The sequence below is a fragment of the Paraburkholderia adhaesiva genome (genome assembly GCF_021390575.1).
GTDB lineage: Bacteria > Pseudomonadota > Gammaproteobacteria > Burkholderiales > Burkholderiaceae > Paraburkholderia > Paraburkholderia adhaesiva.
Window position 1 is genome coordinate 3,086,459 of sequence record NZ_JAJEJQ010000001.1, and the last position, 13,744, is coordinate 3,100,202.

Here is a 13,744-nt window from a genome sequence, read left to right on the forward strand (position 1 = left end):
TATGGCCACTCCGCAATTCCATTCGCTGCGCATCCGCGAAGTGCGGCCCGAAACCGTGGACTCGGTCTCCGTCGCGTTCGAGGTCCCGCCCGAGCTGCGCGACGCGTATCGCTTCACGCAGGGGCAATTCGTCACGCTCAAGACTCACATCGACGGCGAAGAAACGCGCCGTTCGTACTCGATCTGCGTCGGCGTGACCGACTACGACCGTGACGGCGAACTGCGCATCGGCATCAAGCGCGTGCGCGGCGGGCGCTTCTCGAACTTCGCATTCGAGCAGCTCGCGCCGGGGCACGAGATCGACGTGATGACGCCCGATGGCCGCTTCTTCACGCACCTGAACGCCGACCACGGAAAGCATTACGTCGCGTTCTCGGGCGGCTCGGGCATCACGCCGGTGCTCGCGATCATCAAGACGACGCTCGACACGGAGCCGCGCAGCGCGTTTTCGCTGGTCTACGGCAATCGCAGCGTCGATCAGATCATGTTCGCCGAAGAGCTCGAAGACCTGAAGAACCGGTACATGAACCGCTTCATGCTCTACCACGTGCTTTCGGACGACCTGCAGGACGTCGAGCTCTTCAACGGCGTACTCGATCAGGCGAAATGCGCAGCGTTCCTCGATACACTGCTGCCGCCCGACGAGATCGACGAAGCGTTCATCTGCGGCCCCGCGCCGATGATGGACGCCGCCGAAGCGGCGCTGAAGGCTGCGGGCGTACCGCAGGCGAAAGTGCATGTCGAGCGCTTCGGCTCGCCGCTGCCGCAGGCGGGCGCACCGGCCGTCGAAATCACCGAAAACACGCCAGCCGCTGAACTCGAAATCGTGCTCGACGGCAAGAAGCGCAAGCTGCGCCTGCCTTACGAGGGCGTGAGCCTGCTCGACGTGGGCCTGCACGCCGGCCTCGCGCTGCCCTACGCCTGCAAGGGCGGTGTGTGCTGCACGTGCCGCGCGAAGGTGCTCGAGGGCGAGGTGAAGATGGACAAGAACTACACGCTCGAAGAGCAGGAAGTCAGAGATGGTTTCGTGCTCACCTGTCAATGCCATCCTGTGAGTGACAAGGTCGTCGTAAGTTTCGACGAGCGCTAGAGCAACGGTTCGCTTTCGGCGCTCAAGCGATCCGCTTACACTAGGGGCCGCCCGCAACCGGAGCACCTCCGGCAAGCAGGCGGCCCTTTTTGTTTTGGCATTCCTGGAATGCAATGAGCTGTCGATGACCACGATCCATCTCACCCACGACGAGCCGGTTGCGGCGGCATTGCGCCTCGCGCTCGAGTCGGTCGGCCGCACCGACCGAGTGATCGCACTGCCCGACGACCTGACGGTCGGCCCGCTGCGCGATATCGATGCGCCCGGTAACCCTGCCGCTGCACAGCGAACCGCATTCTGGCTGCGCCTTGGCGGCGTGCCCGAGGTGCTGACGGCCCGCGACTGCGTGACGCTTGAATCGATCGAGGCTGACGACACCAACGTGGTGATCTGGCACACAAACGCCGCCGCCGATCAGTTGACGCTGCGACGCATCTGCTATCGCCTGCGCGACGTGCCGCAACGTCTGAACGAAGTGCGCCTCACCGCCGATGAAATCGCGGGAGTTGGAGCCGCGGCACACCTCGCGACGCGTCTGCCCGACGCAGCGCCGATATCGGTGCTGCGCATCACGCGCCTTGCGCTGGAATGGCAGGAAGCGAAGTTCGCGAATGGCGAGTCGCGCCGCTGGCGCGACAACACCTTCACGAGCGGTACGTGGGCGGACCTCGATCTGCTGATTCTCGAGATCGTGAGCGCGTCAGACACGCCGTGGCTCGCCCCAAATGCGATCGTGGCCGCGCTGCCGGGCTCCTGCGCCGGCGCGCCGTCGTACGAGCCGGTCGTGCTGTGGCGTCTGCGCGAGCTGGCCGCCGCCGGCGAACTTCGCCTGCGCGATGACATGTACGTTGCGCGCGCATCGATCGATCCCGCCCTGCTTCCGGCCGCGCAACTCGCGGCGACGCATTCTTCCCTCCACCGCTGACACTATGGCCCGTACCCGAGCGCCCGACCACGAGACGCAACGCGACCAGATTCTCGAACTCGCCGCCGCGAAGTTCGCGCAGACGAGCTACCCCAGCACGTCGATGTCCGATCTCGCAGCCGCAAGCGGGACCTCCAAGGCCCGCCTCTACCACTATTACGAAAGCAAGGAGGCGATCCTCTTCGATCTGCTCGACCGCTATACGAAGCGGCTGATGCTGATCATCGCGGAGGTGGAAGGCACAAGCCAGCGGCAAAGCCTGAACGAGCGCGAGGCGTTCGCCGAGCTGATCCGCGCGTTCCTCGCCGAATACGAAACGTCGCATAGCCGCCACGTCGCGCTGCTCAACGACGTGAAGTATCTCGTGGACGCCCAGCGCGAGATCATCCTGAACCGCCAGCGCGACGTAGTCGCTGCGTTTACGCGGCAACTGGCGCGTGCCTATCCCGGGCGCGTCACGGCAGAAAATCAGACGGCACTGACGATGATGGTGTTCGGCATGATCAACTGGACGTTCACGTGGCTGAAGCCAGGCGGACGAATGGGCTACCGCGACTTCGCCGAGCAGGTGATCAGCATGGTCGATCAGGGGCTGCAGACCGCTTGAACGCGACGCCGGGTGCTGGTTTCAGCGAGGCGAATTGTCGCGACGCAACATGATGCGTACTAACAACGCCGCACCCCGGAATCTCACCCTTAAAAATTAGTCATACAAAATCAATGATTTATCGAATGTTCGCTATAAATTAGGCATAACATTCAGATCCGTAATCCGGGTTTTCCCTATACCCATACCAGGGTTTCCGCTAGAATTCGTTTTGCAGCGCATCACGCTGCGGGCATCACGAACTCCAAGGAGAACCCACCCATGCATACGATTTCGACCCAAGCCGACGAGCCGTTGGTGTCGCCCGGTCATTCGCCTGTCATGGTGCGCGTCCTTACCTCGGCCGACCGTGAGCGCCTGCTCGGCCACTTCCTCTCACTTGAGAACGACGACCGCCTGTTGCGCTTCGGTCAGGCCGCACCGGACCATGTGATCGAAAACTACGTCCGCTCGCTGAACTTCGCGCGCGACACCGTGTTCGGCGTGTTCGACCACCAGCTGCAACTGGTCGGCGTCGGTCATCTTGCCTACCTGCCGGCTGACGGCAACGGTCGTACCGCCGAGTTCGGCGTCTCCGTGCTCGAAAGCGCACGCGGCCAGGGCATCGGGTCGAAGCTGTTCGAGCGCGCGGCAATCCGCAGCCGCAACACGCACGTTACGACGCTGTACATGCACTGCCTGTCGCGCAACGCGACGATGATGCACATCGCCAGAAAGTCGGGGATGAAGATCGAATACGCCTACGGTGAAGCCGACGCGTACCTGTCGCTCGAACCGGCCGACCAGAGCAGCATCATCACGGAAATGCTCGCTGAGCAAGCCGCCGCATTCGACTACGCACTCAAGCGCCAGGCGCGTCAGGCCACGAAGCTGATCGAGTCGATCCTGCCGCACTCCGTCGCGGTCTGAAAGCACCGGCAGCACCTCTATTAGCGAAAAAAGCGGCTTCGGCCGCTTTTTTGTTTCTGCGCCCTCTATCTCTAGCGAATCGGCAGCGCCGTCGTTTCCTTGAACGTGTCGAGCGAAAAGCTCGATTTCACGTCGATCACCGACGGATGGTGCAGCAACTGGTCCTGCACGAACCGCGAGAAATGCGCCATGTCTTCCACTTGCACGCGCAACAGAAAGTCCATGTCGCCGGTCATCGCGTGGCACGCCACGACCTCGGGCCAGGTCTGCACCGCGGCGCGAAACAGCTCGGCATGCGTCGCACCGGCGCGACCCGCGGGCCCTTCGCGCGCCGCGCTCACGGCGAGGCCGCCGCGCTTTTCCAGTCTCACGCTCACGTAGGCCAACAGGTCGAGCCCGAGCTTCTGCGCATCGAGCAGCGCCACATAGCCGCGAATCACCCCGCTCTCCTCCAGCCGCCGGATGCGGCGCAAGCAGGGGCTCGGCGACAGGTTCACGCGCTCCGCAATTTCCTGATTCGACAGCCGCCCGTTCTCCTGAAGAATCGCCAGGATCCGGCGGTCGATTGCGTCCAGCTCGATGCTCGCCATGTTCTGCCATCCGATATATTGATTCTGGAATTTTATAGCGCAGGCTCTCCGAATGACGCTTTATTTCGCATATTTTCGCCCTCGCCCGACGACTACACTGCCCACACGAGATTGATCGAGCGCAAGTATTTCGTGCGATCGCAGTGACGGCGTTCGGTCGCCTTTTAAGGCATGGGATTGGAGCAAGGCTAGAGCCCTTACTTCGGTCGTCACGCCCATTGGGCGTGGTGCCGGAGTGAATACCGAAGCGATAACCCGCGCCGACACGCCAACTCTCGCCGACACACAGGAGACAACCATGCAGGTCCCCATCTGGGATAACCCCGTCGGCACCGACGGTTTTGAGTTCATCGAGTACACCGCGCCAGACCCCAAGGCGCTCGGCAAGCTGTTCGAGCGGATGGGCTTCACCGCCATCGCGCGCCACCGCCACAAGAACGTGACGCTGTATCGCCAGGGCACGATCAACTTCATCGTCAATGCCGAACCCGATTCGTTCGCCCAGCGCTTCGCGCGTCTGCACGGTCCGTCGATCTGCGCAATCGCGTTTCGCGTGCAGGATGCGGCGAAAGCGTACAAACACGCGCTCGACCGCGGCGCCTGGGGCTTCGACAACAAGACTGGCCCGATGGAGCTGAACATCCCGGCGATCAAGGGGATCGGTGACTCGCTGATCTATTTCGTCGACCGCTGGCGCGGCAAGAATGGCGCGACGCCCGGCAGCATCGGCGATATCAGCATCTACGACGTCGATTTCGAACCGATCCCCGGCGCGGATCAGAATCCGGCAGGCAACGGCCTCACCTACATCGACCACCTCACGCACAACGTCCACCGCGGCCGCATGAACGAGTGGGCCGAATTCTATGAACGCCTCTTCAACTTCCGCGAAATCCGCTACTTCGACATCGAAGGCAAGGTGACTGGCGTGAAGTCGAAGGCGATGACGTCGCCATGCGGCAAGATCCGCATTCCGATCAACGAGGAAGGGTCGGAAACGGCTGGTCAGATTCAGGAGTATCTCGACGCGTATCACGGCGAAGGCATCCAGCACATCGCGCTCGGCACCAACGACATCTACCGGACCGTCGATGGCCTGCGCGCCTCGAACATCGCGCTGCTCGACACGATCGACACGTACTACGAGCTCGTGGATCGCCGAATTCCGGATCACGGCGAGCCGCTCGCCGAACTGAAGAAGCGCAAGATCCTGATCGACGGCGCGCCCGACGACCTGCTGCTGCAGATCTTCACCGAAAACCAGATCGGCCCGATCTTCTTCGAGATCATCCAGCGCAAGGGCAATCAGGGTTTCGGCGAGGGGAATTTCAAGGCGCTTTTCGAATCGATCGAACTCGACCAGATTCGTCGCGGCGTGGTGCAGGACAAGTCGTAACCGCCGTCAAACTACAAACAAAAAGGGCGAAAACCTCGCGATTTTCGCCCTTCTCGTCATTTGCGTCTTTTCGAAACCCGCTGCCGCACCCGGCCGCGGGATCTGGTACGTGGAATGTCGCGCGGATCAGCGCGGCATCGTGGAAATCATCAGGATTGCTGGCCGGCTTTTGACGCCGTCGTGGCGCCGACGTCGGCTCTCACGCACTGCGCGACACGGGCCGTTGGACCCGTTACGCCCTGGCTGCCCGCGTGCGCTTGCAGCGGGGCGTTCATCGCGAAGAATGCGGCCGAAACCGTCAGGAACGCCTGGATATTTCGATGGTTCATGCTGACTCCTTTTTCAAACTGCCTGTTGCGGTAGTACCCCATTTACCGCCTGGGGCGCTGCGCGAAACGCACAGGTGAGGTGATTAGACAGGAATATCAAGTCCAGTTCCCCGATAGGGCAGGATTTACACGCTGTTACGCGAAGTCGCATTCCGATACGCTATTTGTTACAAACGTCTGGCGGAATCCGAGTCCGAAGCGGCGATTTCTGACGCGAAGCGGCGGGTTTGCCCCAGTGCTACCATCGGTAAAAACACGCCAATATGGCGCCCCGGGCCGGAGCATTCACAAGATGCCGAGGTACGAAGATCTGTGGTGATCCCAAGACTATGGTGGAGGAGTACACATAATGAATGCCCCGCTCGACGCTGGTCAGCGTGCTTCGCTCGAAGCCGCGCTAGCTTCCGTCACGCTCGACGACAAATACACGCTCGATCGCGGCCGCGCGTACATGAGCGGCATCCAGGCGCTGGTCCGCCTGCCGATGCTGCAACGAGAACGCGACAGAGCCGCCAGTCTCAACACGGCGGGATTCATCTCCGGTTATCGCGGCTCTCCGCTCGGCAGTCTGGACCAGTCGCTCTGGAAGGCCAAACAGCATCTCGCCGACCACCAGATCGTCTTTCAACCCGGCATCAACGAAGACCTCGCCGCCACCGCCGTCTGGGGGTCGCAGCAGGTGAACCTGTACCCATCGGCGAAATACGACGGCGTTTTCTCGATGTGGTACGGCAAGGGCCCCGGCGTCGATCGCAGCGGCGACGTTCTCAAGCACGGCAACTCGGCTGGCTCGTCGCGTCACGGCGGCGTCCTCGTGCTCGCCGGCGACGACCACGCCGCCAAGTCCTCGACGCTCGCGCACCAGTCGGAGCACATCTTCAAGGCCTGCGGCCTGCCGGTGCTGTTCCCGTCGAACGTTCAGGAATACCTCGACTTCGGCCTGCACGGCTGGGCCATGAGCCGCTACTCCGGCCTCTGGGTCGCCATGAAGTGCGTGACCGATGTGGTTGAGTCGTCGGCTTCGGTCGAAATCGATCCGCATCGCACCAACATCATTCTGCCGACCGATTTCGTCTTGCCCGAAGGCGGTCTGAATATCCGCTGGCCCGATCCGCCGCTCGTGCAGGAAGCACGTCTGCTCGACTACAAGTGGTACGCGGGCCTCGCTTACGTCCGGGCCAACAAGCTCGACCGTGTCGAAATCGATTCGCCGCACGCGCGCTTCGGCATCATGACCGGCGGCAAGGCGTATCTGGATGTGCGCCAGGCGCTCACCGACCTCGGTCTCGACGACGAAACCTGCTCGCGCATCGGCGTGCGGCTCTATAAGGTCGGCTGCGTGTGGCCGCTCGAAGCGCAGGGCGCACAGGCGTTCGCGCGCGGGCTCGAAGAGATTCTCGTCGTCGAGGAAAAGCGCCAGATCCTCGAATACGCGATCAAGGAAGAGCTGTACAACTGGCCCGACGCGCAGCGTCCGCGCGTGTACGGCAAGTTCGACGAGAAGGACGGCGCCGGCGGCGAATGGTCAGTGCCGATGGGCAACTGGCTCCTGCCCGCGCACTACGAACTCTCGCCCGCGATCATCGCGAAGGCGATCGCCACGCGACTCGAAAAGTTCGAGCTTCCCTCCGACGTGCGCGCGCGCATCGCATCGCGCATCGCCGTGATCGAGGCCAAGGAGAAGGCGCTTGCGAAGCCGCGCGTGCAGGTCGAACGCAAGCCGTGGTTCTGCTCGGGCTGTCCGCACAATACGTCGACGAACGTGCCCGAAGGCTCGCGTGCGATGGCGGGCATCGGCTGCCACTACATGACCGTCTGGATGGACCGCAGCACCAGCACCTTCAGCCAGATGGGCGGCGAAGGCGTGGCGTGGGTCGGTCAGGCGCCGTTCACGAACGACAAGCACGTGTTCGCCAACCTCGGCGACGGCACCTATTTCCACTCCGGTCTGCTCGCGATTCGCGCGGCGATCGCGTCGAAGGCGAACATCACCTACAAGATTCTCTACAACGACGCCGTTGCCATGACGGGCGGCCAGCCCGTCGACGGCGTGCTCACGGTGCCGCAGATCACGCATCAACTCGCCGCGGAAGGCGCCGCGAAGATCGTGATCGTCACGGACGAACCGGAAAAGTACGACGGCGTGACGTCGCTCGCGCCGGGTGTCACGATCCATCACCGGGACCAGCTCGATGCGATTCAGCGCGAACTGCGCGAGGTCTCCGGCACGTCGATCCTGATCTACGACCAGACCTGCGCCACCGAGAAGCGCCGCCGCCGCAAGCGCGGCACGTATCCGGACCCGGCGAAGCGTGTCGTGATCAACGAAGCCGTCTGCGAAGGATGCGGCGACTGTTCGGTCCAGTCGAACTGCCTGTCGGTCGAGCCACTCGAAACTGAGTACGGCACGAAGCGCCAGATCAACCAGTCGACCTGCAACAAGGACTTCTCGTGCGTGAAGGGCTTCTGCCCGAGCTTCGTCACGGTCGAGGGTGGACAGTTGCGCAAGCCGAACGCGAGCAGCGCCGCGAAGGAGACGATGCCGTCCGTGCCGACGCCCGATATTCCCGCGCTCGCGCAACCGTATGGCGTGCTCGTGACGGGCGTGGGCGGCACCGGCGTCGTGACGATCGGCGCGCTGCTCGGCATGGCCGCGCACATCGAAAACAAGGGCGTGACCGTACTCGACGTGACCGGCCTCGCGCAGAAGGGCGGCGCGGTGATGAGCCACGTACAGATCGCAAGTCGGCCCGACGACATCCACGCGACGCGCATCGCCATGGGTGAGGCGAAGCTCGTGATTGGCTGCGATGCCATCGTGACCGCCAGCGACGAATGTGTCTCGCGCATGCAGGAAGGCCAGACGCGGGTCGTGCTCAACAGCGCGCCCACGCCGACCGCCGAGTTCATCAAGAATCCAAACTGGCAATTCCCCGGCTCGAACACCGAAGCCGATGTGCGCGCCGCGGCAGGTTCGGACTGCGTCGCAGCCGTTGATGCGAACCACTACGCGTTCACACTGCTCGGCGATGCGATCTACACGAACCCGTTCGTGCTCGGTTACGCGTGGCAACGCGGTTGGCTGCCGCTCACGCACGAGTCGCTCACGCGTGCGATCGAACTGAACGCTGTGCAGGTGGAGAAGAACCTCGCCGCGTTCGAATGGGGTCGCCGCGTGGCGCACGATCGAGCCGCCGTCGATGCGCTAGTGAAGAAGCCGTCGACGAAGCAGAACGCCCAGGCGATGGAGAGCGGCGCGAAGATCGTCTCGCTGCATACACCGAAGGCGCTCGACGCGCTGATCGACAAGCGCGTGCAATACCTAACGGCGTACCAGAACGACGCGTACGCATCGCGTTATCGCGCGCTGGTCGCGGACGTGCGCGCGGCGGAAAGCAAGCTCGAGCGCACGGATGGCCAGTTCGCGCTAACCGAAGCCGTCGCGAAGAACCTGCACAAGCTGATGGCGTACAAGGACGAATACGAAGTTGCGCGTCTGTATGCCGATCCGGCGTTCATCGAGAAGTTGAAAGCGAGCTTCGAAGGCGACTGGAAGCTCAATTTCCACCTCGCGCCGCCGACGTTCGCGAAGCACGACGACAAGGGCCATCTGCTGAAGAAGCAGTACGGCCCGCGCATGCTCACCGCGATGCGCGTGCTTGCGAAGCTGAAGTTCCTGCGCGGCACGGCGCTCGATCCGTTCGGCCGCACGGCGGAGCGGCGTCATGAACGCGCGCTGATTGTCGAGTATGAAGCGCTGGTCCGCGAACTGACGAGCGGGCTGAACGCAGGGAATATCGCGCTCGCGGTCGAACTGGCGAGCCTGCCCGACGGGATTCGCGGCTACGGCCACGTGAAGGAGAACAACCTCACGGCTGTGCGCGCGAAGTGGGCCGCACTCCTCGATAAGTGGCGCTCGCCGCAGGGTGGTGCCGCGCGTAACGCTGCCTGACGACGCATCAGCGGTACAGCAAAAACAAAGGGCGCTCCTGAAAACGGAGCGCCCTTTTCATTGAACGCCAGGATCAGACGCAGTCATTTGCGCCGACCCTCACGTATCACGATGCCGCCGACTTCCTCACCGCAGCGTTCGCCGACGCGACAGCCGTCATGTTGATGACGCGTCGCACGGTCGCCGCCGGCGTGAGGATGTGCACCGGCCTCGACGCGCCAAGCAGGAACGGCCCCACCGTCACGCCTTCACCGCCGATCACCTTCAGCAGGTTGTACGCGATGTTCGCCGCTTCCACGTTCGGCATGATGAGCAGGTTCGCTTCGCCCGTGAGCGTCGTGCCCGGGAACGACTGCTTGCGGATCAGTTCCGAAAGCGCCGCATCGCCGTGCATTTCGCCGTCCACTTCGAGCTGCGGTGCGCGCTGTGCGATCAGCTCGCGCGCCGCCTGCATGCGCTGCGACGTCGACGAACGCACGCTGCCGAAGTTCGAGCTGGAAACGAGCGCGACCTTCGGCGTGATGCCGAACTTCTCGATTTCACGCGCGGCGAGGATCGTCATGTCGGCGAGTTGCTCGGCACTCGGCACTTCGTTCACATACGTGTCGGAGATGAACAGATTGCGACCCGGCAGCATCAGCAGGTTCATGGCCGCGTAGTTCGCGGCGTCGACGGCCTTGCCCAGCACTTGCTCGATGAACTTCAAGTGGAAGTCGAAGCTGTTCACGAGACCGCAGATCATGCCGTCCGCGTCGCCGAGATGCACGAGCATCGCGCCGATCAGCGTATTGAACTTGCGCATCGCGGCCTTCGCCACCTCGGGCGTGACGCCCTGGCGCGCACCCAGGTGCTGATACGCCTGCCAGCTCTTCTGGAAGCGCGGATCGTCTTCCGGATCGACGATTTCGAAATCAGTGCCAGGACGCAGCCTCGAGCCCATCTTCTTCAGGCGCATTTCCACCACGGACGGACGGCCCACGAGGATCGGCTTCGCGATCTTTTCGTGGAGCACGAACTGGGCGGCGCGCAGCACGCGCTCGTCCTCGCCCTCGGCAAACACGATGCGTGCCTGGCTCGCTTTCGCAGCGGCGAACACCGGACGCATCACCATGCCCGAGCGATAGACGGTCGCGCCAAGTTGCTCGCGGTAAGCGTCCATGTCGGCGATCGGACGCGTCGCGACGCCCGAATCCATCGCGGCCTGCGCAACCGCCGGCGCGATCTTGATGATGAGACGTGGATCGAAGGGCTTCGGAATCAGGTACTCAGGACCGAATTCGAGCGTATGACCTTCATAGGCCTTCGCCACTTCGTCGCCCTGGTCGGCTTCTTCCGCGAGTTCGGCGATCGCGCGCACGCACGCGAGCTTCATCTCTTCGGTGATGGTCGTCGCGCCCACGTCGAGCGCGCCGCGGAAGATGAACGGGAAGCACAGCACGTTGTTGACCTGGTTCGGATAGTCCGAACGGCCTGTCGCGATGATCGCATCCGGGCGCACCTTCTTCGCCTCTTCCGGGCGGATTTCCGGCTCCGGATTCGCAAGCGCAAGGATCAGCGGCTTGTTGGCCATGTCCTTGACCATCTCGGGCTTGAGCACACCCGCGCCCGAACATCCGAGGAACACGTCGGCGGCCTTCGTGGCGTCACCGAGCGTGCGCGCCTCGGTGTTGGCCGCATAGCGCGCCTTCGACGGATCGAGATTGCCACGCCCTTCGTAGATCACGCCCTTCGAGTCGGCAACGAGGATGTTCTCTTTCTTCAGGCCGAGCTTCACAAGCAGGTCCAGACACGCGATCGCTGCCGCACCGGCGCCCGAACAGACGAGCTTCACATCGCCGAGATTCTTGCCCACGACCTTCAGGCCGTTGAGGATCGCCGCGGAGGCGATGATCGCCGTGCCGTGCTGGTCGTCGTGGAAGACGGGGATCTTCATGCGCTCGCGCAGCTTCTGCTCGATGTAGAAGCACTCGGGCGCCTTGATGTCTTCGAGATTGATGCCGCCGAGCGTCGGCTCGAGCATCGCGATGGCTTCGACGAGCTTGTCCGGGTCCGACTCGCTGAGTTCGATGTCGAAGACATCGATGCCCGCGAACTTCTTGAAGAGACAGCCCTTACCTTCCATCACCGGCTTCGCCGCGAGTGGACCGATGTTGCCGAGGCCGAGCACGGCCGTGCCATTCGTGATGACGCCGACGAGGTTGCCGCGCGACGTGTACTTTTGCGCGTCGAGCGGATCGGCGTGAATCGCTTCGCAGGCTGCGGCGACGCCCGGCGAATACGCGAGCGAAAGATCGAGCTGGTTCGAGAGCGGCTTCGTCGGCGTCACCGAAATCTTGCCGGGCTTGGGATTCTGGTGATAAGCGAGCGCGCTTTGTTTCAGTTGTTCATCCATTTTCAGGCCTGCCTGGACGTGAGAGACATGAATCGTCTAATACTCGTAGACCCGCCGCTTCGCTGGCTGTTCTCAAGGATTCGCCCGCACTGGCCCGCGCGCCGGACGTGTGCCGACGAGCAACCCTGGAACAGACCGCGATACGACGAGGGTGAATTGGCGGGGGCGATTAGTGTACACCCCGCGAAGGGGTAGGAACGTGGGTCTGGCACCCTTGCGCGGTATGGCGCCTCGACGCTTTTACCGACGCGCGCGGCAAGCGAATCGGCAGGGTCATCAAGCCCGGAAATGCGTGCTGGCGTGGCCGCGCTGACGGGTGGCAGACGCTGCAGGAGACGCGGCGGATGGAAAAACGCCATTCGCGAGTGCATCGCGTGGACGACCGGACGCTGGCCCCAAAAAACCGGCGTGAGTGTTATGACGAGCATGTGCGGTCACAACAGCGAGAGAAAAAACGTGCCACAACACGGGCTACACCGTCACGCGATGATTGCCCCCCAAAATACGACTGCCTTCCACTTCAACCACCGCCGCACGGTGCGCCCGACTCGTCGCTGCACGTCAAGTCAGGTAAAATGCTGGGCTACGCGCGCAAGAGAAGCCGCCCGGACCGAACGGATGAACCAACGCAACGGGCCGCCCCAGACGAAAGTCGGGCGACCAATGCCATCCGGGCCGCGCACCGCGGGTCCCGATGCCAGACATCCGGATTCACCGTGCCAGCGCCACCTGACGTAATGGGCCGCACAGCGCCCGCCCTGCCCTCGCTCTCATATCCAAGGATTCGCCCATGACAGGCTACGATCGCCAGACGATCTCGGACACGACCGCCAAAATGCTGCTCGAAGTGAAGGCCGTGCACTTCAACGCCGAAAAGCCCTTCATCTTCACCTCCGGCTGGGCGAGCCCGGTCTACATCGACTGCCGCAAGCTGATCTCGTATCCGCGCGTGCGCCGCGGCCTGATGGAAATGGCCGAAGCCACGATCCTGCGCGACGTCGGTTACGAGCAGATCGACGCCGTTGCCGGCGGCGAAACCGCAGGCATTCCGTTCGCCGCCTGGCTGTCGGACCGCCTGATGGTGCCGATGCAGTACGTGCGCAAGAAGCCGAAGGGCTTTGGCCGCAACGCGCAAATCGAGGGTCTCGTCACCGAAGGCCAGCGCGTGCTGCTCGTCGAAGACCTGACCACCGACAGCCGCAGCAAGATCAACTTCATCAATGCGCTGCGCACGGCCGGCGCGACGGTGAACCACTGCTTCGTGCTGTTCCACTACAACATCTTCAAGGAAAGCGTTTCGGTCCTGAAGGACATCGACGTCGACCTGCACGCACTCGCCACCTGGTGGGACGTGCTGCGCGTCGCGAAGGAATCGGGCTACTTCGAAACGAAGACGCTCGACGAAGTCGAGAAATTCCTGCATGCGCCTGCCGAATGGTCGGCAGCGCACGGCGGCGCGACTGCAGCACCGCAGTAACGCCACCGCTCGGCGCGCGACGACAAGCCGGCGCGCCATGCAAAACAAAAGCCCTCTGTCCTGCGACAGAGGGCTTT

Annotated in this window: 10 protein-coding genes; 7 read left to right on the forward strand and 3 right to left on the reverse strand. The window is 63.1% G+C overall.

Annotation, left to right across the window (positions count from 1 at the left end; genetic code table 11):
- Position 1 precedes the first annotated feature (1 nt).
- The 4 genes from paaE (at position 2) to L0U80_RS14090 (ending at position 3,531) form a co-directional block, all read left to right on the forward strand.
- Positions 2–1,090 (forward strand): 1,2-phenylacetyl-CoA epoxidase subunit PaaE, encoded by a 1,089-nt coding sequence (gene paaE, locus L0U80_RS14075; protein ID WP_233864992.1) that lies wholly within the window; start codon positions 2–4, stop codon positions 1,088–1,090.
- Between the two features lie 124 nt (positions 1,091–1,214).
- Positions 1,215–2,015 carry a DUF1835 domain-containing protein gene (locus tag L0U80_RS14080; RefSeq protein WP_233864994.1) on the forward strand — a complete coding sequence of 267 codons (801 nt, stop codon included), beginning with the start codon at positions 1,215–1,217 and terminating at the stop codon, positions 2,013–2,015.
- A 4-nt stretch (positions 2,016–2,019) separates the two neighbouring features.
- Complete coding sequence (locus L0U80_RS14085) at positions 2,020–2,622, forward strand: TetR/AcrR family transcriptional regulator (RefSeq protein ID WP_233864996.1); 603 nt, start codon at positions 2,020–2,022, stop codon at positions 2,620–2,622.
- Between the two features lie 261 nt (positions 2,623–2,883).
- Positions 2,884–3,531 carry a GNAT family N-acetyltransferase gene (locus L0U80_RS14090; RefSeq protein WP_233864998.1) on the forward strand — a complete coding sequence of 216 codons (648 nt, stop codon included), beginning with the start codon at positions 2,884–2,886 and terminating at the stop codon, positions 3,529–3,531.
- A 71-nt stretch (positions 3,532–3,602) separates the two neighbouring features.
- Here L0U80_RS14090 and L0U80_RS14095 read toward each other — a convergent pair whose 3' ends face one another.
- Positions 3,603–4,121 (reverse strand): Lrp/AsnC family transcriptional regulator, encoded by a 519-nt coding sequence (locus L0U80_RS14095; RefSeq protein WP_233865001.1) that lies wholly within the window; start codon positions 4,119–4,121, stop codon positions 3,603–3,605.
- Positions 4,122–4,419: 298 nt separating this feature from the next.
- On the opposite strand from L0U80_RS14095, the gene hppD reads away from it, so the two are divergent.
- Positions 4,420–5,517, forward strand: coding sequence for a 4-hydroxyphenylpyruvate dioxygenase (hppD, locus tag L0U80_RS14100; protein ID WP_233865003.1), 1,098 nt, complete (start codon positions 4,420–4,422; stop codon positions 5,515–5,517).
- A 149-nt stretch (positions 5,518–5,666) separates the two neighbouring features.
- Here the strand turns inward: hppD and L0U80_RS14105 are convergent, their stop codons facing one another.
- Positions 5,667–5,846, reverse strand: coding sequence for a hypothetical protein (locus tag L0U80_RS14105; RefSeq protein WP_233865005.1), 180 nt, complete (start codon positions 5,844–5,846; stop codon positions 5,667–5,669).
- 349 nt (positions 5,847–6,195) lie between these two features.
- Here L0U80_RS14105 and L0U80_RS14110 point away from each other — a divergent pair, with 349 nt between their 5' ends.
- Entirely contained in the window at positions 6,196–9,798 is a 3,603-nt protein-coding gene (locus tag L0U80_RS14110; RefSeq protein ID WP_233865007.1) for an indolepyruvate ferredoxin oxidoreductase family protein, read from the forward strand.
- A 106-nt stretch (positions 9,799–9,904) separates the two neighbouring features.
- Here the strand turns inward: L0U80_RS14110 and L0U80_RS14115 are convergent, their stop codons facing one another.
- Complete coding sequence (locus L0U80_RS14115) at positions 9,905–12,190, reverse strand: NADP-dependent malic enzyme (RefSeq protein ID WP_233865009.1); 2,286 nt, start codon at positions 12,188–12,190, stop codon at positions 9,905–9,907.
- Positions 12,191–12,980: 790 nt separating this feature from the next.
- On the opposite strand from L0U80_RS14115, the gene L0U80_RS14120 reads away from it, so the two are divergent.
- Positions 12,981–13,667 (forward strand): orotate phosphoribosyltransferase, encoded by a 687-nt coding sequence (locus tag L0U80_RS14120; protein ID WP_233865011.1) that lies wholly within the window; start codon positions 12,981–12,983, stop codon positions 13,665–13,667.
- Positions 13,668–13,744: the final 77 nt, after the last annotated feature.

Excerpts from the sequence above, each read along its gene's own strand:
- paaE (WP_233864992.1), top strand. The coding sequence starts at position 2 with ATGGCCACTCCGCAATTCCATTCGCTGCGCATCCGCGAAGTGCGGCCC.
- L0U80_RS14080 (WP_233864994.1), top strand. The coding sequence starts at position 1,215 with ATGACCACGATCCATCTCACCCACGACGAGCCGGTTGCGGCGGCATTG.
- L0U80_RS14085 (WP_233864996.1), top strand. The coding sequence starts at position 2,020 with ATGGCCCGTACCCGAGCGCCCGACCACGAGACGCAACGCGACCAGATT.
- L0U80_RS14090 (WP_233864998.1), top strand. The coding sequence starts at position 2,884 with ATGCATACGATTTCGACCCAAGCCGACGAGCCGTTGGTGTCGCCCGGT.
- L0U80_RS14095 (WP_233865001.1), bottom strand. The coding sequence starts at position 4,121 with ATGGCGAGCATCGAGCTGGACGCAATCGACCGCCGGATCCTGGCGATT.
- hppD (WP_233865003.1), top strand. The coding sequence starts at position 4,420 with ATGCAGGTCCCCATCTGGGATAACCCCGTCGGCACCGACGGTTTTGAG.
- L0U80_RS14105 (WP_233865005.1), bottom strand. The coding sequence starts at position 5,846 with ATGAACCATCGAAATATCCAGGCGTTCCTGACGGTTTCGGCCGCATTC.
- L0U80_RS14110 (WP_233865007.1), top strand. The coding sequence starts at position 6,196 with ATGAATGCCCCGCTCGACGCTGGTCAGCGTGCTTCGCTCGAAGCCGCG.
- L0U80_RS14115 (WP_233865009.1), bottom strand. The coding sequence starts at position 12,190 with ATGGATGAACAACTGAAACAAAGCGCGCTCGCTTATCACCAGAATCCC.
- L0U80_RS14120 (WP_233865011.1), top strand. The coding sequence starts at position 12,981 with ATGACAGGCTACGATCGCCAGACGATCTCGGACACGACCGCCAAAATG.